Genomic DNA, 26724 nt, shown 5'->3' with positions numbered 1-26724 from the left:
AAGGTGATTCCCATACATTAAAGCCAGTCTTCAATGGAGTATATTCATTAAGAATTATCCATAGAATATATAAAGTACATAAAGACTATAGATTCCTTGTAGAAATCTAATACAGTTTTAGGTAGTAGGAATGACGGAGTAACAGCAATTTACTGTAAGATAACGAAAACGAATTATTTCACTACATTAATTTTCGCACCATCTGAAAGCAAACTTACTCCCTTAACGACGACATTTTGCCCTTCAGTAAGCCCTTTGGTTACCTCAACCTGTTTGGCGCTTTCCTGGCCTGTTTGCACTTCTACCCGCTTAGCAACAGTTCCTTCCACTACATATGCATACTTCTTCCCTGCCTGTTCTAAAATTGCATCCTGCGTCACAAGGATATTACGCGGAGCTTCTGTTTTCATGTAAACATTCACAACCATACCGGATTTGAACTCGCCAGATGGATTGGGAACAGATATTTCGACAGGATATGCTTTGAGATCATTATCCATAACGGGATTGACCGCCGTCACTTTAGCATCAATTCGTTTGCCTAATGAGTCCACCCCCACAGTTACAGTGGATCCTACATTTAGCTTAGTCAAATCCTCCTCAGAAACATTGATCTTGGCAAGGATCGGATTGGTATTGGCAATCGTAACAACAGCTGACTGAGGGCTGATCATTTGCCCTGTCGTCCCTGAAACTACAGAAATAGTACCCGACATAGGGGATCTGACTATAGCATTCGCAAGCTGACTACGTGCAGTGTCTAGAGAAGCCTTGGCCTGATTCACCGAAGCACGCGCCACGTCAATACCTGTTTTCTGCTGTGCAAGACGCAATGATTTTAGAGCATTATTGTATGTTGTTTGGGCACTTTCCTTGGATGTTTGTGCATTATGCAGTGCAATCTGAGCGTTTTCCAGCGCTGTTTGAGCTTTTTTAAACGCTATTTCGGACTGCTCCAAGTCAGATTGCGAGACAGCACCAGCACTAAACAGCTGCTGGTTTCGAGTTAGCGTGCTTTGGGCATTATTAACGGAATTTTGAGCATCTACCAGAGAATTCTGAGCTTGTGTAATAGAGCTATCTTGCTGAACAAGTGCACTTTTAGCTTGGTCTACACTGGACTCAGCCTGCTGCACAGATTGCGCTGCTCCAGACTCAGCCTGCTTCAAATTAGCCAGTGTAACCTGATAGGATTCCTGATTTTGTGTAATTGTGTCCTTGAGATCCTTTTGATCAATCGTAAACAAAACGTCTCCCTTGTTTACCTTTTGTCCGACTGTCAAATTAATGCTCTCTATCTTCCCGCTAATTTTCGGAGAAACCTGAGCTGTATCCTTAGGTGCAAAGCTGCCTACAATACCTGTTGAATCCGCTATACTTCCTTTAGCTACTTTTGTTACCTGGATTGGAATTGCCTTTTGGGCAGCAGGAGCAGCAGCGGGGGCTTCCCCCCCACCGCAGCCTGCCAACGCGACAGAAAGAAGCAATGTCGTGGCTATCAGAGCACTTTTTTTATTCATTATTTCTCTTCACCCCATTATTAAATGTGAACATTCTTTTGTTGCAGCTTTGTTTGTTTTTTAAGCTCTCTCTTCGCCTGTCTTTTCAACTTCCGTTCTTTACGCTTTTCTATTCTGTTATCCATGATAACGTAAACTACTGGAACAAGAATCAGTGTAATAATAGATGCGAAGGACAACCCGAACACGACAACAACAGCCATGGGCGCTTGGGATTCGTTGCCATTCCCTGTAGCAAATGCCATTGGAATCAAAGCAAGCACGGTAGCAAGTGTAGTCATCAAAATCGGGCGTAACCGTTCAGATGCACCATGAATAATAGCTTCATCCCGATCTTGTCCTTCTTTTCGGAGTTGAATGATGAAATCAATCATAACAATAGCATTGTTGACAACCAAACCGACGAGCATGATATAACCAGTAAAAGCTGGTACACTGACGCTCGCTCCCGTTACAACTAGACCGATAAGTACACCAATTAACGTAGGCGGAATCGAAAACATAATAACAAACGGCGTAAGCAAGGATTCAAATTGCCCTGCCATAACCATATAAATCAGAACAACAGATAGCAATAGAGCTATCCCCAGATTTATAAAAGACTCCATCATTTTCTCGTTTTGTCCGCCATCCGTATCTACTCCATAGCCCTCAGGGAAATGAGTGCTCTTCAACAGAGCATCTATTTTTTGATTAACTGTACCTAAGTCCACTGATCCGTCTAGGTCAGCAGTAATATTCACCTGACGAGTTTGGTTTTTACGACTGACAGTATCCGGAACAGCACGTTTATCTATGCTTGCAACCGACGACAAAGGTACATCAATACCTTGTGCGGTTGTAATACGTAAAGATTGCAGATAGGACAAGTCATGACGGTCCTGCTCTGGCAAAGATATTCTAACATCTATCTGATCTTCACCTGTGCGATAACTTGTAGCGACAGATCCATTAAAGGAAGTGTTCACAGCAGACAAAATTTGAGTTGCTGACAAACCATATCGACTAGCAAGCTCCCGATTAACAGTGATCTCATATTCTTCACGCACTGCACTCAAACTACTTTTTACATTGACTGTCCCTGGTATTTTTTTCACATCGGTTACGAGATTGTCTGAGAGCTCTCTCAGTACGTCAATATCGTCACCTTTCAGGTTAATCGAAACAGCAGACCCGCTTGTTGAAGTCCCTGTTGCAGACCGAATTGTAATTTCAGCATCAGGAATGCTATCGAACTTCTTCCGCAGTTCAGCTACTACATCATCTGTTGCCTGAATACGCCCATCCTTCAATGTAACGGATAGCTCCGCCGAGTCAGTTGGTGTTGCACCTGACCAACCTGAAGTAGCACCGGAACCGACGGTCACTGTCATTTTGTCAAGATCCGGAATTTTTAAAATTTCTTTTTCTATCCCTTGAACAACTTCATTAGTTTCTTTCAATACTGTCCCGTTAGGCATTTTCACATCAATTAAAAACTCACCTTGATCAGCTTCTGGGATAAAATCAAGCTTAACCATAGAGAGCAAGGAGCCCGCTGGAATAAACATTAATAAAATGATGATCAGGACAGATTTCCGATGGTTAATTCCCCAATTTAGTACGCGCCGATATCCGCCCTTGAATTTTTCAAATCCGATATTAAACCAGATAATCGGGTTAATACCTTTATAAGTACCCGAAGAATATAGAGATTCATCTGGCACAGTGAGTAACCAACGCGAACTGAGCATCGGCACAATCAGAAGCGATACCAGCAAGGCAGCAATATGAGAAAAGATAACAGTTAATGCCAACGGTTTAAACAAAGCTCCCGCAAGTCCGTTGACAAAAACAACTGGTAAAAATACTACGATCTGTGCAAGTGCAGATGCCATTACCGCATTACCCACTTGCTTGGAGCCATCAATAGCCCCCTGGAGCATGCTCTTCCCTTCATGTCTCTGCCTAAAAATATTTTCAATAATAACAACGGCAAAGTCGACAAAGGACCCTAACCCCAGTAGCAAACCGCTCAATGAAATGACGTTGATGGTTTGCCCGCTGAAATACATCATCATAAATGTAGCCACAAAAGAGATTGGAATAACAATAGTTGCAATAATCATAGAACGCGTACTATTCAGGAATAGTAACAGCACAATTGCGGCTATAATGAGCCCCAATATAGCATGCTCTATTAATGAATGTACAGAGTCTCTAATAGGTTTGGAAGAATCTGTGACCATCTCCAGTTGAGTTCCCGGAGGCAGATCCTTCCGTATTGAATCTAAACTTTCCTTCACAGAATTAGCGATTTCTAGAGTATTCCCTCCTGTAGCTTTATTAACAGAAATATTAATACTAGGCTTTCCATTAAAGGTAGAAATGGTAGTGACTTCTTCCACAGAGTCTTCAACTGTCGCGATGTCCTTTAATTTTACGCTTCCCTTTCCTACAGGGATTGGCGTTTCACCCATTTCTGAAACAGCTTTATATTCACCTTGAACCCGAAGCTGGATTTGTGTATTACCACGATATACAGAACCAGCAGAGCCAGCTACATTATTAGCTGATAGCGCTTGGCTGATTTGATCCAGCGTAATGCCATAGCTTTGGAGCTTCGCTTGATCTACAGTAATTTTCACAAGCCGTTCTTGCCCGCCTGACATGTTGGCCGAGGCTACTCCAGAAATTCTTTCCAGACGTGGCTCAATAATATCTTTAGCAATAGGCTTCAGCGTGTTAATATCCTGATTCCCTGTAAAAGCGAGCGTAACAACTGGCGTTGCGTTGATATCCGCTTTAATTACGCGCGGTGAATTTGCCGCCTTTGGAAGAGACCCCCGAACCCCATCAATTTTATCTCGCATGTCTAGGGTTGCCTGGTTTATATCTACTCCCCAATTAAAATAAACTATGACCATAGATGATCCTTCTGAAGACCGGGACTCGATATTATCCACATTCTCAATAGAAGCCAGACTCTTTTCAATAGGTTTGGTCACCAATTTCTCAACTTCTGTCGGTGTCGAATTAGGCATACTGGTCACTACCACAGCAATAGGCAGCTTCAGATCAGGCATATACTCGACAGGAAGCCTTAACGAAAAAATACCGCCCCCGATCAACAAAGCAACAATTAACATAAATACTGTTACAGGACGGCGTATTGAAAACTGAGACATCTCATCACTCCCCACTCACTTCTTTATGTAACTTTTAAGCACACTAATCCTCTACTACGAAAAAACAGGCGTAAAGTTTCAGATATATGTGCAAAAAAAAGCAAAAAAAATATATAAGCAAATAATAAACACATTTTGAGATAAATACTTAAAAAAAAGTAGTTAATTTAAATGCATTTAAGGTGATTCAAAAAGCAAAGGCGCTGTAAACCTTCCCCTTAGTTATTTGCTCATTGATATTATGGCACAGGCCCTCAATTCCAGTCAAATAGCTGATTTATAAAAAACATCCCTCTCATGTCTATGAAAGGGAATTCCAATTTTGCATGGAGGGATGTTCAATAAATCAAGCTTATAAGGATTAGATTTTAGGGAGCAGCTTTTTATCAGCCATAACTTTACCAATAATAATAGCTGCATCGCCACGCAAGGTCAGAGATGTAGGGTTAAACATATATCCTTGCTTCAGATCACTTGCATCAACAGGCGAACCTGTGATAAAGCCCTTCTTGGCAATAGCCAGTACAGATGCTTGTGCATAATAATCAATCTTGTCTGCATCTTTAAAGGTTTTGGACAGATTCTTCATGATCTTGTCATGATCTGTTTCCAGCTTCAAATTCAATGCCTTGGCGATAATGACCGCTGCATCTTGGCGCGTGATTACATCTTCCGGCATAAAGATTCTCGGTTGCGAGCCTTTTACAATGCCGGCACGTGCAGCCGTTTCAATATAACGATAATCGTAAAGAGCATCTGCTGATATCGTATTTGGAATGGACACATCGTCAAAATGCTTTGCCCCACTGAAACTAAGAGGAAGTTGCAGGCCTTTAACAATCATGGCCGTGAATTCGCCTCTCTTAATGTAGCTATCAGGTCCAAAACTATTAATTGGATCCATCGGATTCATGACACCTTTAGCCAGAATAGCCTCAATGTAATCTCTGGCATACTTGTGCTTAATGACATCACTATACGTTTCTCCAACCTTAGCGACTACATAATACCCGAAACGATCGAACGGTACTTTAATGGTATGTTTCTTCGGATCCACCACACCACCAATGTTCTGCCAATCTTTAAGATCAGAATCAAAATAGAACACTGTCATTTGTTTCCCTGCATCCTGAGAGATACTATTATCATACGTCAGCGTTAATGTACCGCGCTTTGAAGGTACTAATTCGTTAGCCGGATCACGCCAGTAGAAATTTTTGATTTTACTGCTGTCATTTTGCGACTTATTGGCCAATTGATAAGGATCGGCACCATAAGTTACCGGATCATACCCATCTGTTTTAATATCATCCGCTATACCTGGGTCAATCCAGAATACCGGACTCGACATGTTAAAGCGAGTTGGGAAATCTCTGTTAAAGTATCTGCTTCCATCTGCAATCAAGCTCCGCATATCCGATAATGCTTTTTCAGTTTCAAATTCATGACGGTCTACTACACCATCTTCGCTATTTGCTATTGCAAAGTACAACGTATGGCCAGAGAATACCTGGTTTTTGAATTGTTGAGGTTGGTCGTAATCGCGACGGATCAGACTAGTTCCCTTTGCAAAAGCAAGTGCAAGATTACCATCAAACACTTTATGTGATGTTTTCATGGCTTCCATGTACTGCTCGCCAGGAATATTCGTAGGCACATATTTCACAGTAATAGATTGTTTCAGTTTTTCCTTACCTGCTGTAACGATGACATCAATTTTATTATCCTTATTGGCTTTCAGTCCTGTAACGATGGCTTTGTAGGTTGAAGGATAATCAATGGTGCCATCATAATCAGAGTCAAATCCCTCTTGAACTGCTGTTTCCTTACCCACTGTAACACTATCTGCATTAGGCGCGTTCACAACCACTTGCACAAAGTTTTGATTCACGATTCTCTTTTCAGGGAGAGGACGCAAAATATCAAAAGCCGTGGATTGACCGGATACTTGCAGGCGGAAAGTAGCAAATGGTCCGCCCTTGCCACTGTTGTACAAGGTAATGTTATAGGCTACTGGTGTTCCATCCTGCGGAACGGTTTGGTTTTTCAACACAAAGCTGAAATACTTTTTGTCCGGATGATAGTACACAAGCAGGTCCTTTAAATCTTTGCTTGTAAATTTATCTGTAGTAGCGCCGGAGTTGTACGTTGTTTTGGCATCTTCTGCTGAGAAAAACTCATTATTCAGCGTCCAGTTCATCTCAGTGCCGTCCGAACCCTTAATCTCCAGAATATATTGATCTTTATTGGCAATATCACTTAATGAACCATTTACCTGATCTGCTTTACCCAAATCGGCAATACTGAAAGTACCAAACACATTGATATTTTTCAGAGAAGTTTTGTAGTTTGTGTCATCTACCTTAGTAAAATTGGCATCTTTTGCTTTTGGTGCAATCTCGCTATATTTCGGCGTACTGCTCAAGCCGCTAACTGGTGTAAAAGGGATAATCCCTTGTGTGTTTGGCGCCGGAATTACCGGGATATTCGTCTGTGTAAAGTTTACTTTTACGGTATTGCTATACTCAATACCTGGCTTGTACACAAACTTGATTTCATTATTCCCATTCGCTAGCGCATTGGCTGCGGCTGCTTCCGAGGAAGCAGCAAGCTTAAAGTCTGCTCCTGAGCCATCCAGATCAACCAGCACATTGTTGACATACAAGAATACATTTCGGTTAGCGCCAGTGTAATGAATATCTGCTGTGTTGCTTACATCAAGCAATTTACCTTTAAAGTACCCCAGTTGTGTCAGTTTATAGGTGTTCAAGTTTGCACTTGATGTATTCAACGGGATTTGCTGCCCGTCATAGATGGTATCATATTTCATGAAAGGACCCTGCAATAGGTTTACTGTTGCTTTAACCAATTTGCTTGTGTCGCCATTCAGGTAGAAATTCAGTACGTTTTGCCCTTCTTTAGGCAGAGTATCTACATAAGCAACGATTTTCTTCACTTGTGTTGCCTTTCCATTGATTGTCCGAATCACATCTTGAGGTGAACCCACAGTATGAACGGATACACCAGAAAGTTCAGAAATCGAAGAAGGAGCGCCGTTGACAACAATGAACTCCATACCTACAGGAACAGATGGAGCATCTGTGGTCTTGTTCTTCATAGAGCTTCCAGTTAATTTTATGGCTTCATCTATGGCAGCGGCCTGATCAGACCCGCTTCCATTAATTCTGCTCAACAATTGATTATTAAAATCAGGAAGATAGTTTACATCATCAATGTATGGCTGAGTGCTACTGCGCAATGTAAATTGAACAGCCGATGGAGCTGGAGGTGTACTGCTATCAGTATAGGTTATACCCAGGGATGCTCTGGTCAAATGATCAATTACAGCCTCTGAAGGTACAGTCACCTGGAATGGATACACCTTATAGCCATTTGATGTAACCACATTAGCAGTATCAATCGTGGCATCAATCCCAGTAGCGCTACCTACAGCACTGCCATTGTTACTTACATCTGTAAAGCGTGCGTTAATCGTAGCTACTCCCGGATCGGATGCACCGCCTGGAACCAAAACCTTACCATTCAAAACAATTCCACTCGTAGATGAAACGGTGAAGTCAGGCGAAGTGGTCAGGTCAGCAGACACATTTCCATCCTTGCTCAAGTTCAAATCGGAAAATTCAGGTTTGCCTGTATAAATTGTAATTTCACGCATCACCGTAAGGGCCTGAGTTCCGTTGCCTACTTTAATAGTCACTATATTCTTACCCGGACTGAGTACAACACTACCTGTTAGTTTATAGCCGGTATAAGAGTTAACAGTATACGTATTACTGCTTTTTGCAGACGTGAGCGTTACACTGCCAGCATTAGGCGCCGTACCTTGAATGACTACCTTGACGTCATCCGTACCGCTATTTCTAGCGTCTGTCAACACAGCTGTTTGGTTCTCTACCAATTGCTCGGTTTCACCATTCAGTGCAGCAGACAGATCATAAACCTTGGGTCCATCCTGGTACTCTACATAAATAGAATCCTTCATATCAGCCGAATTTTGACTGCTTTGGAATGTGATTCTGTTCAAGCCAGGAAACAGTTTAATGTCTGAAACTTTAAGCGTAGAGCCGTTGACTGAAATTCCGCCTTTTTGACTCTCATTTTTATTTACCACGTTAAGGGTCGTTCCGTTTTTAGAGAGCTGGAATACACTATACGATATCGTGCTTCCGTTCACTCCGTTAATCGTACCGTTTACTGTAATACGGTCGGTGTTAACCGATCTGGCCGAATCGACATCATATTTTTCATTTGGAAAAATAAAATAAGTTCCTGTCGCAGCATGAGCCGTACCTACCAGGGCCGCCGGCACCAAGCCAATGATGAGACCAACCGTCAGCAACATGGATAGCAATCGTTTCAAATCATTGTCCTCCTTTGATTCTGTCGCACCTTGGGGCACGTAATCATTCAATACTTTTTTTATCGGTAGTGAACATACAAAAAATTAGTAAATTCTCAAAAAAGGAGGGAGATTTTTTTACAGCAGACAACAAAAAAGCCTTCAAACCCGCGGCAAACCGCCAAGCTTGAAGACTTACTTTTAAAATGAAAATTTATAATTTCGATCGCGTCTGCGAATCTGGCTTAGCCAACAAGCGAATCAGTGTGTTAATCACTGGACGCTTTGTTTTACCCACGAGACCAATGACCTCTGCACCAATCTGCAGGAAAAACATCATAATACATATCACGACAAAGATAACCCAGTTTGCTTCATTAAGCGCAGCATACGATTGAATCACAGCTAATACACCGAAAAATGCAGCAATACAGTAAATAATCAATACGGTCTGTCTGTGACTGAAACCTAGCTCGCGCAAGCAATGATGCAGATGACCTTTATCCGGTGAGAAAATCGGTTTTTTCTGCAGTTTGCGACGAACAATGGCAAAAAATGTATCCGATAATGGTACACCGATAATAATCAATGGCGTAATAAACGATACGATAGCAATTTGCTTGAAACCAAGCATGGATAGCATGGCTAGACAGAAACCTAAAAACAGTGACCCAGTATCACCCATGAATATTTTAGCGGGATGAAAGTTAAAAAACAAAAATCCAACAATGCTGCCCAGCAGCACCAGACAAAGCATAGCCACCATGTAGTTGCCCATCAGAAGGGACATCACAAAGATGGTTCCAATCGCAATTCCCGAAACACCCGCAGCCAGTCCATCCAGACCGTCAATCAAATTGATGGCATTCGTTACACCTACAATCCAGAAGATCGTAAGCGGGATGGAGATCCAGCTCTCCAAGGACGAGTATGCATCCTGAAAAGGTACATTCACAAAGTCCACACGGATATCAAAAGCAAACACAACCATACAAGCAACGGCAATTTGAGCCAAAAATTTCAACTTTGCATTGAGATCAAAACGATCATCGAGAGCACCAATCAGTGTAATCAGCGTACCGCCAATCAGAAAGGCCGCGATAAAGTTAATATCCCGTGAGGACAGCATTCCGTCGGGTACTAAAGGCAAAATCGCCAATAAGGACAACAGAAACGCCAAGAAAATCCCCAGTCCGCCAAGTCGCGGCATAATCCGGGTATGTACTTTTCGGGCATTCGGTACATCGACGGCTCCAACCTTAACAGCGAATTTCTTAACGAGCGGTGTCAGTAACAGCGCAAGTCCCAGTGCCATGACGAAACCAATAATATAGATCAATAGCATTTGATCATTCGACCCCCAATTTTAAAGCAAATCCCTTTTCAGATGTAACCGCATTGAATTATACTCTGATCAAAAATAAATACCAAGCTTCATATTCTGGCAAATTAGCGGGTTTTAAAGGTAGATTCAAGCTATTTATCACTCTTTTGTGACGTTTTCTTTTTCACGCATCACTTTCACGGCGAATTTCGGCAGCGCAAGCATTCTTTTGTACCGGCTAGGCTCTTTAAGTAGCCTATACAACCACTCGGCTCTGAGTTTCTGGAACAATTTGGGTGCTCGTTTTGTTCTGCCAGATATAACATCGAAACTACCGCCAACCCCCATCATTATCGGCACGCCAAGTTGCTCCTTGTATTTACCAATCCACGGTTCCTGTGTGTCCGCGCCACGTGCTACAAACAACAAATCGGGATTCGCTTCACGAATAGCTGCAATGACTGCCTTGTCCTCTTCGGGTCCAAAAAATCCATCACGTTGGCCACAAACCGTAATCCGAGGATAAAGCTCATGTACCCGTTGTGCAGTCGCTTGAATCACCTCGGATGTTGATCCAAGTAAATAAACTTTCCAATGATAGTTTTCTCCGGCTCTAAGCAATTCATGTAACAAGTCAAAACCGGCCACTCGCTCAGGTACAGGATGTCCTACATAATTTGCGGCCCAGACCACGCCAGTCCCATCTGGAACAATTAATTCGGCCTGCTTCATCACTGACATGTACTTAGGGTCTTCCAATGCAGCCATAACCATAATCGGATTGGCAGTGATCACTTGATGGGGTCTGCGAGACTCCACCGCCTGGATTAATACATTTAAAGTATCTTTCATATTAAGCCTTGATACCCGAACACCGAAAATCGGGACGGTAGGCACATTCGTAACCTTATCAACTGTCACTGTATCCATCATCCTTTGCGACACAAGTAATTAATGATATGCTGTGCCGGCAAACGGGCCTCGCTCTTCAACAAAGCAATTGCCGCTCCCTGGCTCTCGATCCATTGATTTCGCTCGTCTAGCAGCCGCGTAGCCTCTTGAGCCAGCTTTTGTCCATCCAGCGCTTCTGTAGTGCCTACTGGCTGGCTGCCGACACGACTGAGGAAATGGTCAATTTTGGGATCGTAGGATATCCCCAACGGGGGGACATGATGGGATGCTGCATAGATCAAGCTGTGCAGTCTCATCCCGATCATCAAGCTGCAACGACTGACTTCCAACAGCATCTGCTGAGGATCGGTAACCTGATCACACATACTGACACGACTTCCCGTTGACGTAATATCCCCCAACAAATCCATGACCATTCTCGAGGCCTCCTCGTCGTCAGGCAAATGGAACGGTAAGAAACGCAAGTGTACACGGCGTCCAGCAGCTAATTTTTTCAAACCGTCTGCAATAGCCTTTAATTCACGATGCTCCTTGTCCCAGTAGCGGACTGACACACCAACGATCGGAAGCTCGCCCTGATCATTCTCAGCCGCTTGCTCGGCAGCGGAGGGCAATGGTAGTCCCATTACCGGATCGGGAACAACCTCGACAGGCGGGCGCTTAAGCTTCATGCTATTCAGTAATGCAGCGGATTGCTTGTCTCTTACAGATACATATTCGCAACGTTGAAACACAGACCGGATCATGGGGTAAAATATCTTTCGTTGCACCGGACCAATGCCCTGAGCATATACAAACGTCGGCTTACCAGCCCATTGAGCCAACTTGAGAATTGCAAGGTAATAAGGAATGCTTTTGGGACTTGTCGCATCCTGAAGCAAGCTTCCACCACCACTGATTAACCCGTCGCTGTTTTGAATCGCTTTTCGAACTTCCCCCAGGCTCATACGTGGGACAGCTTCTACTCCATACATTTTCTTTGTCCATGCGGGGTCGGAAGACAGAACAACAGGCTTGATCGTAATCCCTGCTTCACGACTTTCCTCTTCTAATGCAGTCAAAATGGACTTGAGTACCGCCTCATCTCCACTATTGCGAAAGCCGTAATAACCCGAGATTATTATCGTTTGAGCTGTGGTGACCATTTCTTCCAACATCCTTCCAGCACCTGCCACACGACAATTGCGATAATTCCCAGGAGCAGACCCAGTCCCAATCCTAATAACCCGCGACTAAGCGAGAGTGCTGCTGGAGAATGAATGTGAGCAAAGGTATCCACCATAGAAGCTTGACCGATAGCAGCTATAATCAATAAATAGATCGCTTTGCGGTATTTTAACGCCAAGAACGCGCCTGCAATAAACAGCGGGTGTGCCATCAAGAATTCCTTATTACGAGGACGTACACCAAATGCATTCTCAAGAAAATTCCGGAAAACCAGCTCCGTGTTCGACACTGTACCTGCATTCCCCGTACGGCTCAAGTAGTATAATCCTGCGGCTCCGATAACAGCCAATGCAACTACCCACAGTACGGTAATCGGCGTACGGAGCAGCTTGGAAATTTCCTCACGTATAGAAACGCCACGATAAAAGAAAATATATACCGCAGCCAAAAAGATTGGCAGAATGTGAAGCAAACCCACACCTCTAAACTGGTTCAATACAAGGCTGTAAGCAATACTATTCAACAGCGCAATAACAAAAGGCACCGCAGCCAGCGACAAAATTGCTGTTCGCACGTACAGGATAAGGGTTTGAACCAACCGCTGACCTGTAGAAAGCTCCTGTTCATGTTTAATTCTAACGGTACGTACGGCAATAACCATTGCTACTGTAGGGCCGCTAATTGCTGCGAGCAACGCCAAGCCTTGCTCCATCAGGCTGGAGTTCAAGACATAAAGTCCTGCGGAGCCAACCAAACCGACTACAAAGACCAGCAGGGTCAACACCGGGGCGAAATAAGACACCATTATGGAGAAGAATGCAAGTGCACCCAATACGACGACCACTTTTAGATAGCGTTGAATTGACGAATCAACCACCTTGAATGGTTCAGCCTGTCCGAGCTCAAATCCCTTATTCTCCATCCGTTGTATAGCGTTACCTGGTTTGTCCAAGCTGTGGACCAGATTGTCTACCGAATCCTTTACTTTTGCCTCAGCCACGCTGCGCGTAGGGGCAGTATTAAGATAAAGCATGCGAATATTGCGATCCTTGGTCGCCAATGCAAAACGATCCGCCAAGGTCTCGACATCAAGTGTTGAATCCTTGTCACTCAGAGAATACAGTCGGACAACGTTATAGTGAATATCGTAGGCAAGCCTGTTGAAGCCTGCTTGTGGTTTTTTCAAGTTTTCAATAGCAGCCAAGCCAATATCATATTTATTAAGCAATTTAGCAAATGCCGCCAAGCTATGCTCTTTTTCGTTATCTGTAAAGCCTTTGACCGAATCCCCTTCAAACAAAATGCGTTTCACACCATTCTGTTGAAAGGAGGCCAGCATCTCTTCCGTCAATTTTTCGTTATAAGGAAGACTGTCACTCATCCGCGGAACAATAAAAAATCCTTTGCTCCGAAGCTGCTTCATAGCAATCGGGTCAGGCTGCATCGGCTTAAGATACGCATCCTCCGGGGATGTTTCCACAACCAGCCCTTCTTGTCCCTGATAGCTCCATGGCTTCACGTTAATGCCAAGGCTTGTAAACGTACGTTCAATTAACGGCTTTAGTGCCTCAGCATTTTCTTTGTCAGCAAAAACAACATACGTAAAATTCTCATTTGCAGGTGAAAGACGTTTTTCCAAATCAGCAACGTTCTGAGTCGTATAGGTTACGACCCGGCCCGCTTTACGGAAATCGTCCAATGTACTTTCATACATTGCCATACTGTTTACACCCGCCTGCTTTAAGCGGTCCAGCTGCTCGTTCAAATAGTCCTGCGGGTGAGCCTGGTACGAAGCTGCCTCTGTCAAATCCCGATAATCGAATACAATCTCTACTTTTTTACTTGAAGATTCTGTCTTCACACGATCGGCGATGATTGGGATGGAGGCCAGCAAGCCGAGTGCAACCAGAATCCATAACCATTTTCGAGAAGCCGTATTCCAATACTGCCATTTCTGATACACCAAAGAACCTCCTTAATATCGTTGCCGCAATAAATCTATTTTCCCAATGCCTATTCCAGATTATTCGCAACATAGAAATGACCCCCACGGCGTACTGCCCTTTGCCGTGAGAGGTCACCGATTACTTATTTCATATCCAATTGTCTTACCCTATTCTATTATAAATGGATTTGTCTCAAGCGTCTACGCGCGCCATAACAGCTTCCGCCAGACGGCTGATTCTTTGCTCCGCATCTGCCAGCGAAGAACCGCGTACCGCGAAGTATACTTTGATTTTTGGCTCAGTACCAGAAGGACGCAGACAGAACCATGAACCGTCCTCCAGTAAAAATTTGAGCACATTTTCTTGTGGAAGACCGTCCAACCCTTGCGAGTAGTCCAGTACCTTGTCTACCTTCACCCCTGCAATCTCTTGAGGGACGTTGCTGCGCCAATCCGCCATTTTTCCCTGAATCTGCGCCACTCCGTCCTTGCCTTTCAGAGTACGAGACTCCAACGTCTCAAGGAAGTATCCAAACTGATCGTACAGCTCTTGTAAAACATCATACAGCGTCTTACCTTGAGTGCTGTAATAAGCAGCAGCTTCAGCAATCAGCATAGCCGCAAGAATAGCATCCTTGTCGCGAGCATAATTGCCTGCCAAATAGCCATAGCTCTCTTCATAACCGAACAGGTAGGTATAATCTCCCGTTTGGTCAAACTGGTTCATTTTCTCACCAATATATTTAAAGCCAGTTAGCGTATTAAACACAGTTGCGCCAAAATGTTCGGCAATGACTGCACCCATTTCGCTGGTTACGATGGTTTTGATGACCGCCCCGTTATTCGGAAGCTTACCTGTTTCTTTTAGCTGATTCAACAAGTAGTACACCATAATTGCGCCGGACTGATTTCCAGACAATACTACATATTCGCCGTCACGGTTCTTCACAACCGCCCCCATGCGGTCAGCATCAGGGTCTGTTCCGATCAACAAATCCGCACCAATCTTCTCACCCAGTGCAATTGCTAACTTGAATGCATCACGTTCCTCCGGGTTAGGCGATTTGACAGTGGAAAACTCAGCATCAGGCAGCTCTTGCTCAGGTACAATATGCACCTGCTCAAAGCCGATTTTCTCCAGCACACGGCGCACCGGTACATTTCCAGTTCCATGAAGAGGTGTAAATACAACCTTAAAGTTTTTCCCTGGTCCGGCTGCAATCAGCTCACGGTTCACACTCACACTGGCCACCGTCTCTACAAACGCTTCATCTTCCTTTTCTCCAAGCCAAACCAGCAGTCCCTGTGCCTCTGCTTCTTCACGGGTCAGACGGTTAATATCAGCAAAAGTAGGAACCTCACGGATATAACCAATCACCTGCTCAGCCTGATCAGGAACAAGCTGGCCACCTTCATTATTGTATACCTTGTATCCATTATATTCAGGCGGGTTATGGCTCGCAGTTACGACAATCCCCCCACTGGCTCCCAAATGACGTACGCTAAACGAAAGCTGTGGCGTCGGACGCAGGGACGGGAACAACTTAGCTACGATACCGTTGCCTGCCAGCACCAAGGCTGCATCCAGAGCAAACTCCGGCGAGAAATGGCGCGAATCATGTGCAATGACAACCGAAGGCTTGCCTTCTTTTCCAGCATGCTGCTCTAAAATATAGCGAGCCAGCCCTTGAGTCGCACGTCCAATGACGTAGCGGTTCATTCGGTTACTGCCTGCACCAATTACTCCACGCAAACCACCTGTACCAAATTCCAACTCTTTGTAAAAGCGATCCTCCAACTCCTGCTCGTTGCCCTCCAATGCGCGCAACTCCTGTTTGGTTTCTTCATCAATATAAGGGTCTTGCAGCCAGCTCTCAATGCCTTCTAGTGCTTTTTTACTCAACTGCGTCATACGGAATTTCCCCTCTCCATTTTTGTTGTCAAAACAGGATTTCTATGTACACATGCACTCGGTTCAAACGTCGTGCTTATGTCAGCAGAGCCTGCTTATTGAGGAGGATCGGATAAAGCAAACATAATCTCGCCCTCAGCTACTACCGTATCGCCTACTTTAGCCGTAGCTTTCCCCTTGCCGAATGCCCCTTTAGAACGGGTTATTTCCACTTCAAGCGTCAGCGTATCCCCAGGAACCACCTGTCCGCGGAAGCGGAAACCATCCAACCCAGCCAAGAAACCGATTTTGCCGCGATTTTTCTCTAAATGCAGTAATGCAACAGCCCCAACCTGAGCCAGTGCTTCGGTGATCAGCACACCAGGCATGACCGGATACCCCGGAAAATGTCCGATGAAATGAGGCTCACTCATCGTTACATTTTTAATGCCTACTGCTCTTACCCCTTCCTCCAGCTCAATGATGCGATCCACCAACAAAAATGGCGGTCGATGGGAAATAATTTCCTGAATTTGATTAACATCCAATTGCAACTTGTCCATTTACCTTAATAACTCCTCTCGCTTGCAGGTTTGGTTTGCACCAATCATAAATGGCTGCAAGCATAATATTACCCTACCTGTGCTGCATAAAAACAGTGCAAAGCGGCAACAATGTTAGATATCCTTCACCTACTGCAGAAGTGAAGGTTGAGATAAGGGGCTTTTTCCGCCGGTTACGCAACCAGAGGCGCGAAGAGGCCCTTTTGCCCGTATTTGGTCTTACCCCGCAGTGTTACAAACTCCCCATCATTATACAGTTATCGGATGCAAAAAGAAAATTACGCGGAAGTACCATATTGGTTGCTCCTATTATGGGGTGAAACGGGCGTTCAATTTGAGTCAAGGGGGGCGGGCTGCGCGATTTATTTGATCTTCCGATCGCTGTTGCCCCTTAATTTTTTCATTTTATAAAACCTGTAAGGTTAAAATTTAGGGGCAAAGGCGAACGCTATCGCTTCTCCAGATTCAAATAAACCTCTCCGCCGAGTTACTTTTGGCTCAAAAGAAAGCCTCGCTTCAATAATGCTCGCTTGTCGTGAAGGGCGAAACAAAACAACCGAAGGCCTCTGTGATGGCCTCCATTGGCCGCAATCCATGCGTGCTACGCTGGAGGGTTCTGCATTGAATGCATTGAAGACAAAACAAAACCCTGCGCCACTGGCACAGGGTTTTGTTGTTTTATTACTACCCACACAAATTGCGGGTGGTTTATTTTAATAAGAGTGGTCCTAATGGCGGGTAGCAGCGGAGCGGGCAGAATTGTTCTGGAGAAGCGCAGCGTTTGCCTTTATCCCCGGATTCAAACTTCCAATGTTTTAAAATCAAAAAGGAATCCGGGGATAACAGCAATCGGAAGAACAATCTGCACGCGGAGCGGTCTTTTCCCACCACAGCCACTCATTTAAAGTAAACTAAGGCGCAAATATAAGATCAATGACATGCTGCCAGGTTTTCCATTCAAATACGCCTGCCAGTCCTTGCTTACCTACAATCACGTATCCTGCAATTAAACCACCTAACAGTGAAAACAGGAGCAGCAGCGGAACTACGAAATAACGGGCAGTACGCCAACGGGACTTTGTCTTTTCAGGAACTCGACGGGAATCGGATTGTTCTTCTTTCATTACCAAAGCCCTAAGCCCTCAGATTGTTAGCCAGGTTCATCATCGTATCGCTAGAGGTCAGCGCCCGCGCTGCCATTTGATACATCCGCTGAACTTGCATCATATCTGTCATTTCACCCGCTAAATCCACGTTGGACTGTTCCAGGTAACCGGAACGCACGGATACGTCCGTTGGAACAGCACCCGCTACACCTGCTGCACCGAATACATTTGCTTCTGTTACTCCATTCGCTAATACGAACAGGTTATCATCCCGCTGTTCCAGTCCTTCTGGACGCTGAACATCCATCAGCTTGATTCGCTGACCAGCTGTTGGTTCGCCCGTCCCATTAGCACGAATCAACAACTCACCGTCCGAATTAATAGCCACCTTGGAGCCTGCTGGCGCAGTCACAGGAATATCATTGTTGTCCAGTACCGAATAGCCTTCAGCCGTGGTCAACATCATCGTTGCACTGTCATTCGGGTCAGGAACAAAATGAAAGCTACCGTCACGAGTCCAGGCTTTTTGCCCATTGCCCTGAACTTCAAACATGGCATTGCCCTGGATTGCCAGATCGGTTGGAAGCCCCGTCTCCTTGAGTGATCCTTGTTCCATATTTTTCATAACTGAGGCCGTTTTAACTCCGTAGCCCAAATTATAACCCAGCGGCATAGCCCGCCCGTTTTGGAGATACGTTGAAGGCTGTTGCTGTACATTAGCCAGCACATCTTCAAAGGAGCCCTGTTTACTCTTATAGCCAGTCGTATTGATATTAGCGATATTATCGGCAATCAAATCCAAACGCTGTTGCACACTGGCCATAGATACCATTGCGCCAATCATGGAGTTGTTCATCACTTACCCCCTGTTATACACGGCCTACTTCGTTAACGGCCTTGTCCAAGCTTTTATCATAAAATTGAATAACCTTCTGATTCGCTTCATAAGCTCTTAACGCAGCCATCATATCCACCATCGACTGCGAAGCATCCACATTAGATACTTCCAGATAACCCTGACGAACAGACACAGTATCATTAGCGGTCATCATTCTGGCTGTAGCCCCATCCGTATCATTCAGGCGGAAATTCCCATTGCCCTCACGAACGAGCTGGTACGGCCGATCTATGACACTAATTCCAAGCGTTGTTCCCAATGTCTGGTTGGACTGGCTATCCACCAATTCGCCTCGCTCATTTACTTTAAGTGCTGAGACAGCACCCGTCAATCGAATCGGTTTGCCATTCGTATCCAGCACTGCTGAGCCAGTCGATGAAAGCAATGCCCCCGCTCCATTTACCCGAAAATGTCCATCACGTGTATAGCGTACATTACCGTTATTGTCACGGACCGTAAAAAACGCTTCTGGACGATAGGTGACTTCACCGTTAGCATTAACAAATTTCCCTGCCTGATCAAAAGCCATAGGCTGACCCGTTGCCGGGTCGTTCACATTGATATTGGACTGTATCGCGAAATCCGTGGCCTGGCCGCTGTCCTTCAATATCCCCTGAATGTAAGGGGAGAGGCTTTCCTCGGCAAAAACGCCAGTATTGAGCTTGCCGACCGTACGGTTCGGATTATCCGGGTTACCGCCCGTCATAGAAATAAGCATTTCCGGAAAAGAACGTTGAACGCTGTTCTCCTGCTTGTATCCCGGCGTATCCATATTGGCAATATTTTGCGTCACAGTGTCATGGCGTCGTTGCTGTGTCATCATTCCGGCTGCCGCAGTATATAGACCTCTCAACATGTATCGTGCACCCCAATCCTATACTCTGCTAATGCATCATCTACTCGCATGGAGGTTTGGAAGCCGATATACAAGGCAACCTGTCCGACCACACACGAGTCTCATATAGTCACTATCGGCAGATTAGAACTTTTTCTTAACCACATGATCCAAATTATCCAGCATAATTCCTGTGCCTTTAACAACACAATGCATCGGATCCTCGGCAACCAATACCGGAACACGTAATTCTTCTGCAAGCAGCTCGTCCAATCCGCTAAGCAGCGCACCGCCACCAGTCAGAATGACACCACGATCAATAATATCGGCTGACAGTTCCGGTGGGGTCTGCTCCAATACAAACTTGGCCGCAGCAACAATCGCTGACACAGGGTCTCTAAGCGCGTCCTGTACTTCATCGGCGGAAATACTTAATGTTTTGGGCAATCCGGATACCATATCCCGTCCACGAATGTCCATTTCCGCACGTTTTCCACTCGGATGCACGGTTCCGATAGCAATCTTGATATCCTCGGCCGTACGTTCCCCAATGAGAAGCTTATACTTGGTTTTCACATATTTCATGATGGCTGTATCAAACTTATCCCCTGCCATTTTAATGGAAGAAGCTGTGACCACATCCCCCATAGAAAGGACTGCGACGTCTGTCGTTCCACCACCAATATCCACGACCATGTTGCCGCTAGGCTCAAAGATATCCATTCCTGCCCCGATGGCAGCTGCTTTTGGCTCTTCCTCCAAAAATACTTCTTTCGCCCCGCTGCGCTCTGCCGCTTCACGAATCGCTTTTTGTTCCACTGAGGTAATGTTCGTCGGTGCACAAATCAAAATACGAGGGTGGCTGTACCAGCTTTTCCCCCCTACCCGATTGATAAAATATTTTAACATTGCCTCCGTCACTTCAAAATCGGCGATAACACCATCACGCAAAGGACGAATGGCTATGATATTACCAGGAGTCCGCCCAACCATGCGACGCGCTTCCTCTCCGACAGCCAATACTTTTTTTGTATCGCTTTCTATCGCAACAACGGAAGGTTCGTCAAGAACAACCCCCTTCCCTTTGACGTGGATAAGCACGTTGGCCGTACCGAGGTCGATACCGATATCATTACTGAACATATTAAAAAGGCCCCCAAAGTGATATTTTAAAAGCTAAGATTCGACAAGAAGCGGCAAATATATGTATAAACCTACGGTTACATGTCATTTTTCGTCTTGTACCATCTTTTAACATATCATACTTCAGGGGGTTGATTCAATGGCTTTGCCAGCCAATTCACTATATATTTTTAAGACTTGCCGGAAATGAGAATCTCCCTTCTTTTCCCACTCGTTTTTTTGTACTTAATTTTCGTCGCTTCCCCTCCCCGCAGATGGCGGATGGATTTATGGTATTCGAGAATGTGCTTTACTTGATCGGCAAGATCCGGGTTGATTTCAGGCAGCCGTTCGGTCAGATCTTTATGCACCGTGCTCTTGGAGACACCAAATTCCTTGGCAATCGTACGGACCGTATTCCTTGTTTCCACGATACAGCGACCGATTTTGATGGTCCGTTCCTTGATGTAATCGTGCACGCTCCCGCCTCCCTACTGTGGATAGTTTGGTACATTATATGAGGAGCGTGCTTATATATTCGCGGTTTGGCGGGAAGACATGCTTCCGAAGGCCTATTTATTTGACAGAAGCAACTTATCTGTTTACCTCCTGAACAAAAATGAATAAGAAAAAAGCAGGGAATATGGATTCCCCGCTTTGCATGCAAAGCCATAACTGAATTTATTTTTTAGGAAGCAGACCTGTAGGATTCACCGGCTTGCCATCCTGGTACACTTCAAAATGCAGATGCGTTTTCAAATCTTTTTCAAGCTCGTTACGACCCGCTGAAGCAATCACATCATTCTGTTTAACTTGATCGCCCTCTTTTACTTTCAGATCGCTCAAGCTTTGGTACACCGTTTTGAGATTGTTATCATGCGTGATTTCTACGACATTCCCCACCAGCGGATTTTGTTCCACACGGGATACTTTGCCACTCAGGGCGGCTCTCACTTCAAACGCTTGATCGTCGGCCCGGGAAAGATCAATTCCGGTGTTAGCAGTAAAGGTTTTATCATACTCTACCATGGCTGCTGCCTGCTCATCAGCTGTCGCATTTTCGTCAAAAAATGGCTTTACGACCTTTACTGCGGCGGCATCTGCCACCGGCCATGCGATATTTTCCGACTGGGCAACGACTTCCATACTTTCTGGCTGTTGTCCGTTAACATCTGTATCGACTGCGCTTGTGCTCTGTACCGATGGACTAGCTGGGTCAGGTTTGAAAGACTTCTGGCTGGCATCCTGATAGACCCACACTAAAGTTAGTATAATGGCTGCTGCGGCAATGTAGGCTGCCGGGTATGCCCACCTTTTGGACAACAGCTTTTTCCACGAAGACGGCTGTGAAGCTCTTCCACCCTGAAAGGTTTTGGGTGTTTCTTCATGATTTTGGTTCTGGTTTTTATTTTGTTCACTCATTTGCTCATCACCTCAGTAACCAGTGTTACCGGGTGCAACTCTTTTATACTTCAAAGTTTTGAAAAATTTACTAACCTAGAATACGAGAAGCCTGTGTAAAGGAAATGCCAGTATAGTAGTGAAGGAGAATTTGAGTGGCAGTATAGCCTTCCTTGGCCATTCCATTGGCCCCCCACTGGCTCATGCCGACACCATGGCCGTAGCCATAGGTCGTTATAGCAATCTTGTTTCCTTCGATCCTCCAGGTAAATTCAGCCGAACGAAGTCCCAGTTTGTTGCGAATTTCCGGTCCTGTAAAGACTGTCCCTCCTACTTTAATCTTTTTGATCCGATGGCCTTCTGTCTTGGAAAGCACCTGAATCTCGGGCATACTTACTCCTCCAGTAGAATCGGCCATCGCAGCACGGCTCAATCCCAGTCTATCAAACACGCCCTGACGGCTTAGTGTGATGGTTTCTTTATATCGTGGAGCCAGCTGCTTGTCCCAGGGACTCGATACACTCCGTAAGTAGGGCACTGCCTTGGCCCAAACATCCTCTGAATTTTCGGTATAACCGTTGCTGGTAGAAAAAAAAGAAGCGGTAATCGGTTTGCCCTCATACACCATGATTGTATCCTTGGTATCGCGTACAGCCTGCCGAATTTTAGCCAGCTCAGCAGCTTTACCGGAATGCCCCCACTCTCTAGTAAGTTTAGCTTTAGAAATATAAGCCTGATGCTTAACGGTATCCGTCACATCTGCTCCTGCTGGTGCGCCGCTGGTATCATCAGCCAGCAAACGCCGAGTAATGAAGGTGCGCGCGGCAATAGCTTGCGCCTTCAGTGCCTCGCCTTCGAAGCTGGGCGGCATTTCGGCGGCTACAACACCGACAATGTACTCCTCCAGCGGCAGCGTCTCTGTACGGCCCGTAGACGTGACGTAAACACGCACGTCCGGCTCTGCCACTGTCGGAACACCACGCGCTGGAGCAGCGGGGATCGCGGGGATGGGTGGAACCCCAGGCAGCCGCGTGACGGTGGCTTCAGACTTCGCAGCCGCGACGGATATCTCGGGGGCTACCTTGCGGCTGCCCGGTGGCAACGGCTTCGCCGTATGACGTGGCCACGTCATTAACGCAGGCACAGCCAGTGCAAGCGCCAGCAGGCCTGCTATGGCGACAGCTGGCAGCCAGGGACGGTGGCTTCCCCAGCGTGGAGCACGCCCGGTGGCAGGCCGCAGGTGTGGCACGGGCATTGATGCGGGCGGTAAGCTTACGTCGCGTGTGGCACGAGCTGCTGCGCCGGTGGCAGGCAGCGACGCGCTTACGAGATGCACAGCGGGAGTCACTGCCGTTGCACGCCGTGCGTACCTGGCTTCAGCGGTCATTGGGCCTCGTGTACCCGATCTCTGCTGGGCAAGCCTGCTTGTCTGTGCCGGAGCAGCTATAAAGCCGGGACTTTCCTCTTCAGGTAAAGTCCGGCGATGATCGTTGGCATGATGAATCGGTATACGAATGCGAACCTGTGAATCTTTCATGGGCATAAACCTCCATCAAAGGGCTGAATATCTGGCTGGAAGCAATAAACTGCTCCAGTAGATATTTTCAATCATATGAGGTCGTCCACTTTGATAGAACCGTTTTAAGAGGACTGAAAGAATGAAAAAGACAAGCCGAAAACACGAAAAAACCAAGCCCTTTCGGACTTGGTTCCTAATTGTTGTAAACCATATTCATACACCGCGTGTGTTAAAGCTTATGCCAGAGAAGGTTGAATCTTTTTGAACAAATTCCCTGTAGTTTCTTCCGATATTACACGCTCTGTAGTGGACGAATGATCCAGCTTCGGCTCTTCTACGGTCACTCTGTAAATATCCGCACCCAATCCAGTCAGCTTCTCAGCCAAATGAACGTAGCCACGGTCAATGTGATGTACACCGGATACCTCTGTAGTACCCTCCGCAATAAGCCCGGTCAGAATTAACGCAGCACCTGCACGCAAATCTGTCGAAGTCACTTTCGCGCCTGTCAGTTTCGCATTGCCTGTTACAATCGCAGAACGACCTTCGACTTTAATCTCCGCATTCATAAGATGAAATTCATCCACATGCATGAAGCGATTTTCAAAGACGGTTTCGGTGATAATGCTCGTTCCTTCAGCAGCAAGTTGAAGTGCCATCATCTGAGACTGCATATCCGTAGGGAAACCAGGATAAGGCAACGTTTTAACATCAACAGCCTTTAACGGCTTATCAGCGATAACACGAACTCCGTTTTCATCTGGTTGAATGGTTACACCCATTTCTTCCATCTTGGAGATAACAGGTCCCAAATGATCAGATATTGCCCCTTCCACATATACGTTCCCGCCTGTGATCGCAGCAGCAACCATATAAGTACCTGCTTCTACACGGTCGGGAATGACCGTATGCTTCACACCATGAAGTTTCTCGACGCCTTCAATACGAATAACGCCAGTACCCGCACCGCGTACCTTGGCTCCCATACCATTGAGGAAGTTCGCAAGATCAACGATCTCAGGTTCCTTAGCAGCATTCTCAATAGTGGTTACGCCCTCGGCAAGAGTAGCGGCCATCATAATATTCTCGGTTGCTCCTACGCTGGCTACATCCAAATAAACCTTGGCTCCACGCAGACGCCCGTTACTTTTCGCTTCAATAAAACCTTGGCCTAGACTAATCTCGGCCCCCAATGCTTCAAAGCCCTTCAAATGCTGGTCAATTGGTCGTGTGCCAATTGCGCAGCCGCCCGGAAGCGAAATTCTCGTATGTCCCAAACGTGTAAGCAACGGTCCCATAACCAAGAATGATGCGCGCATTTTCCTAACCCACTCATAAGGGGCTTCACAGGAAATTATCTTCCGCGCGTCAACACGAATGACCTCATCTTGGTATGTAACGCCTGCTCCTAAGGACTCCAGTACTTTGTTAATGGTCATCACATCGTCTAGAGGAGGCGCATCAATAATAACACTTTCTCCTTCTTCTCCTAGCAGAGAAGCAGCGATGATCGGCAGAACTGAGTTTTTGGCTCCGCTGACTTTGACACTCCCGGTCAATCTGTTGCCACCGCGGACGATAAATTTGCTCATCTATGGTTCCCTCCGCGCGTCATTTCCCTTTTCCATCATGGAAAAAAAGAACATATTCCGCTATTTTCATGCCTTGCTTTTTCAATTACATAAAAAACAAGATTTTATTAATACCCTAACTGCCATCATACCACTGATCAAAACAAGTATACAAGCGTTTTTTGTACTTGACGTCCATCATACTCCAACTGATTCAGTCGGTTATACATGTATGGTTCTTTTGTTTACCATTGTTGACAATCTGAAACGATGTTATTCGACATTTCCCGCAATGACGCAGTCATAAAGTCATATAACCCGCTCGCTCCATGTTAAAACAACACACTAGAGCATCTGGCTCCATGAGATGTAGCTCAGCAGGAAACCAGAAACCAACTGTCCGACGATAATAGCAAGAAACAAGTGCAACAATCTGCCATGCGGTCCTTTGGGGTGCCGGATTATTAAATCCAGCTTTAAGCTCTGTAAAGCCCACCAAGCTAGCGCTATACAGATGAGTGACACGATCATGGAGATCAACGCGGTCATACTCGCCGATTGACTTAGCTGTTCAGCCAGCTGCTGCTTCCCGTTCATCTGTAATCCCTCCCATCTGCTTCACAGACTTCTTTATAATACTCGGCGAGCGCCTAATATGCTAGTCATATTTCTGCTTTCAGAACATTTATCTCGACAAAATATGAATAATTACTTCTGTTTCGTGAATTTAAAAGGTACTATGTACCTAGCTGCCGAGCAAGAAATAGGACTGCATATTTGGTAATGATATTAAAAAAAGGGCCCGATCACAGTGATTGAAGGAAGGAAAGGTTCTCCTCTCCACCTGCCGGACATTCTCTGGCAGAAGTTATGAAGCGGTCTCCCTGTCATTCCATCCGTATACTATGCCGAACCCTTTAATAATTCCACTAAAACCTAATATTTAATTCTTATTTGGTCCTGATACTTGTAGCATTCAAACGGTTAAGCGCCCGTTGCAGAGCCACTTCCGCCCGATGATGGTCTATCTGCTCCTGCTTGCTCTGGAGCCGCAGCTCCGCCCGCTCCCTTGCCGCACGGGCACGCTCTACGTCAATATCTTCAGAGCGTTCCGCACTCTCAGCCAAAATAACCACTTTATCCTTGCGGACTTCAACAAAGCCCCCATTGACCGCGATCACCTCAGTCTGACCACCGATTTTGATACTTACCGGTGCAATCTTCAAGGGAGTGACCAAGGGAAGGTGTCCAGGTAAAATACCAAGGTCGCCTTCCGAGCCGCGAACACTGATGCTGTTGACCTGCTCTGTATAGACCAGGTGCTCCGGCGTCACAATCTCTAATAAATACGTGCTCACTTGAATCCCTCCTGAAAGCTGTCCACAGACAGCTCACTTCGTAAGGCTTTCGGCTATTCTTTGCC

The 26724-nt window shown here is 45.6% G+C and carries 19 protein-coding genes; all 19 read right to left on the bottom strand.

Features of this window, described 5'->3' with window-relative positions:
- Nucleotides 1–173: 173 nt before the first annotated feature.
- Nucleotides 174–1520 carry an efflux RND transporter periplasmic adaptor subunit gene (locus L693_RS0112820; RefSeq protein ID WP_025717592.1) on the bottom strand — a complete coding sequence of 449 codons (1347 nt, stop codon included), beginning with the start codon at nt 1518–1520 and terminating at the stop codon, nt 174–176.
- Between the two features lie 20 nt (nt 1521–1540).
- Nucleotides 1541–4687, bottom strand: coding sequence for an efflux RND transporter permease subunit (locus tag L693_RS0112815; RefSeq protein WP_025717591.1), 3147 nt, complete (start codon nt 4685–4687; stop codon nt 1541–1543).
- Between the two features lie 361 nt (nt 4688–5048).
- Nucleotides 5049–9068, bottom strand: coding sequence for an S-layer homology domain-containing protein (locus L693_RS0112810; protein ID WP_025717590.1), 4020 nt, complete (start codon nt 9066–9068; stop codon nt 5049–5051).
- Nucleotides 9069–9261: 193 nt separating this feature from the next.
- Complete coding sequence (locus L693_RS0112805) at nt 9262–10392, bottom strand: glycosyltransferase family 4 protein (RefSeq protein WP_025717589.1); 1131 nt, start codon at nt 10390–10392, stop codon at nt 9262–9264.
- Nucleotides 10393–10530: 138 nt separating this feature from the next.
- Nucleotides 10531–11292 (bottom strand): WecB/TagA/CpsF family glycosyltransferase, encoded by a 762-nt coding sequence (locus L693_RS0112800; RefSeq protein WP_025717588.1) that lies wholly within the window; start codon nt 11290–11292, stop codon nt 10531–10533.
- Nucleotides 11293–11300: 8 nt separating this feature from the next.
- Complete coding sequence (gene csaB, locus L693_RS0112795) at nt 11301–12428, bottom strand: polysaccharide pyruvyl transferase CsaB (RefSeq protein WP_025717587.1); 1128 nt, start codon at nt 12426–12428, stop codon at nt 11301–11303.
- On the bottom strand, nt 12404–14413 hold the full coding sequence (locus tag L693_RS0112790) for a DUF5693 family protein (RefSeq protein ID WP_025717586.1): 2010 nt from the start codon (nt 14411–14413) through the stop codon (nt 12404–12406). The genes csaB and L693_RS0112790 overlap by 25 nt, the downstream gene beginning before the upstream one ends.
- Before the next feature lie 175 nt (nt 14414–14588).
- Nucleotides 14589–16307, bottom strand: a complete 1719-nt coding sequence (locus L693_RS0112785) for a phospho-sugar mutase (RefSeq protein ID WP_025717585.1) — start codon at nt 16305–16307, stop codon at nt 14589–14591.
- A gap of 95 nt (nt 16308–16402) precedes the next feature.
- Entirely contained in the window at nt 16403–16849 is a 447-nt protein-coding gene (gene fabZ / locus L693_RS0112780) for a 3-hydroxyacyl-ACP dehydratase FabZ (RefSeq protein ID WP_025717584.1), read from the bottom strand.
- Nucleotides 16850–17760: 911 nt separating this feature from the next.
- Nucleotides 17761–17973 carry a DNA-directed RNA polymerase subunit beta gene (locus L693_RS0112775; protein WP_025717583.1) on the bottom strand — a complete coding sequence of 71 codons (213 nt, stop codon included), beginning with the start codon at nt 17971–17973 and terminating at the stop codon, nt 17761–17763.
- A gap of 10 nt (nt 17974–17983) precedes the next feature.
- A complete protein-coding gene (locus L693_RS0112770; RefSeq protein WP_025717582.1) occupies nt 17984–18811 on the bottom strand; it encodes a flagellar hook-basal body protein in 828 nt (275 codons plus the stop codon).
- 13 nt (nt 18812–18824) lie between these two features.
- On the bottom strand, nt 18825–19709 hold the full coding sequence (locus L693_RS0112765) for a flagellar hook-basal body protein (protein ID WP_025717581.1): 885 nt from the start codon (nt 19707–19709) through the stop codon (nt 18825–18827).
- A gap of 123 nt (nt 19710–19832) precedes the next feature.
- Nucleotides 19833–20831 carry a rod shape-determining protein gene (locus tag L693_RS0112760; protein WP_025717580.1) on the bottom strand — a complete coding sequence of 333 codons (999 nt, stop codon included), beginning with the start codon at nt 20829–20831 and terminating at the stop codon, nt 19833–19835.
- A gap of 170 nt (nt 20832–21001) precedes the next feature.
- On the bottom strand, nt 21002–21289 hold the full coding sequence (spoIIID, locus tag L693_RS0112755; RefSeq protein ID WP_025717579.1) for a sporulation transcriptional regulator SpoIIID: 288 nt from the start codon (nt 21287–21289) through the stop codon (nt 21002–21004).
- A 202-nt stretch (nt 21290–21491) separates the two neighbouring features.
- Nucleotides 21492–22232, bottom strand: coding sequence for a M23 family metallopeptidase (locus L693_RS0112750; RefSeq protein ID WP_025717578.1), 741 nt, complete (start codon nt 22230–22232; stop codon nt 21492–21494).
- Nucleotides 22233–22302: 70 nt separating this feature from the next.
- Entirely contained in the window at nt 22303–23748 is a 1446-nt protein-coding gene (gene spoIID, locus L693_RS0112745; RefSeq protein ID WP_025717577.1) for a stage II sporulation protein D, read from the bottom strand.
- Between the two features lie 218 nt (nt 23749–23966).
- Nucleotides 23967–25322: a UDP-N-acetylglucosamine 1-carboxyvinyltransferase gene (gene murA / locus L693_RS0112740; protein ID WP_025717576.1), complete on the bottom strand. Its 1356-nt coding sequence runs from the start codon at nt 25320–25322 to the stop codon at nt 23967–23969.
- Nucleotides 25323–25646: 324 nt separating this feature from the next.
- Nucleotides 25647–25898 carry a DUF1146 family protein gene (locus tag L693_RS0112735; protein ID WP_025717575.1) on the bottom strand — a complete coding sequence of 84 codons (252 nt, stop codon included), beginning with the start codon at nt 25896–25898 and terminating at the stop codon, nt 25647–25649.
- Between the two features lie 353 nt (nt 25899–26251).
- A complete protein-coding gene (locus L693_RS0112730; RefSeq protein ID WP_025717574.1) occupies nt 26252–26659 on the bottom strand; it encodes a F0F1 ATP synthase subunit epsilon in 408 nt (135 codons plus the stop codon).
- Between the last annotated feature and the right edge of the window lie 65 nt (nt 26660–26724).

The sequence above is a fragment of the Paenibacillus sp. 1-18 genome, from assembly GCF_000520755.1.
In the GTDB taxonomy this organism is placed as follows: domain Bacteria; phylum Bacillota; class Bacilli; order Paenibacillales; family Paenibacillaceae; genus Paenibacillus; species Paenibacillus brasilensis.
Note: the sequence above shows the minus strand (reverse complement) of the source record. Positions and strands in the feature narration are given on the sequence as shown.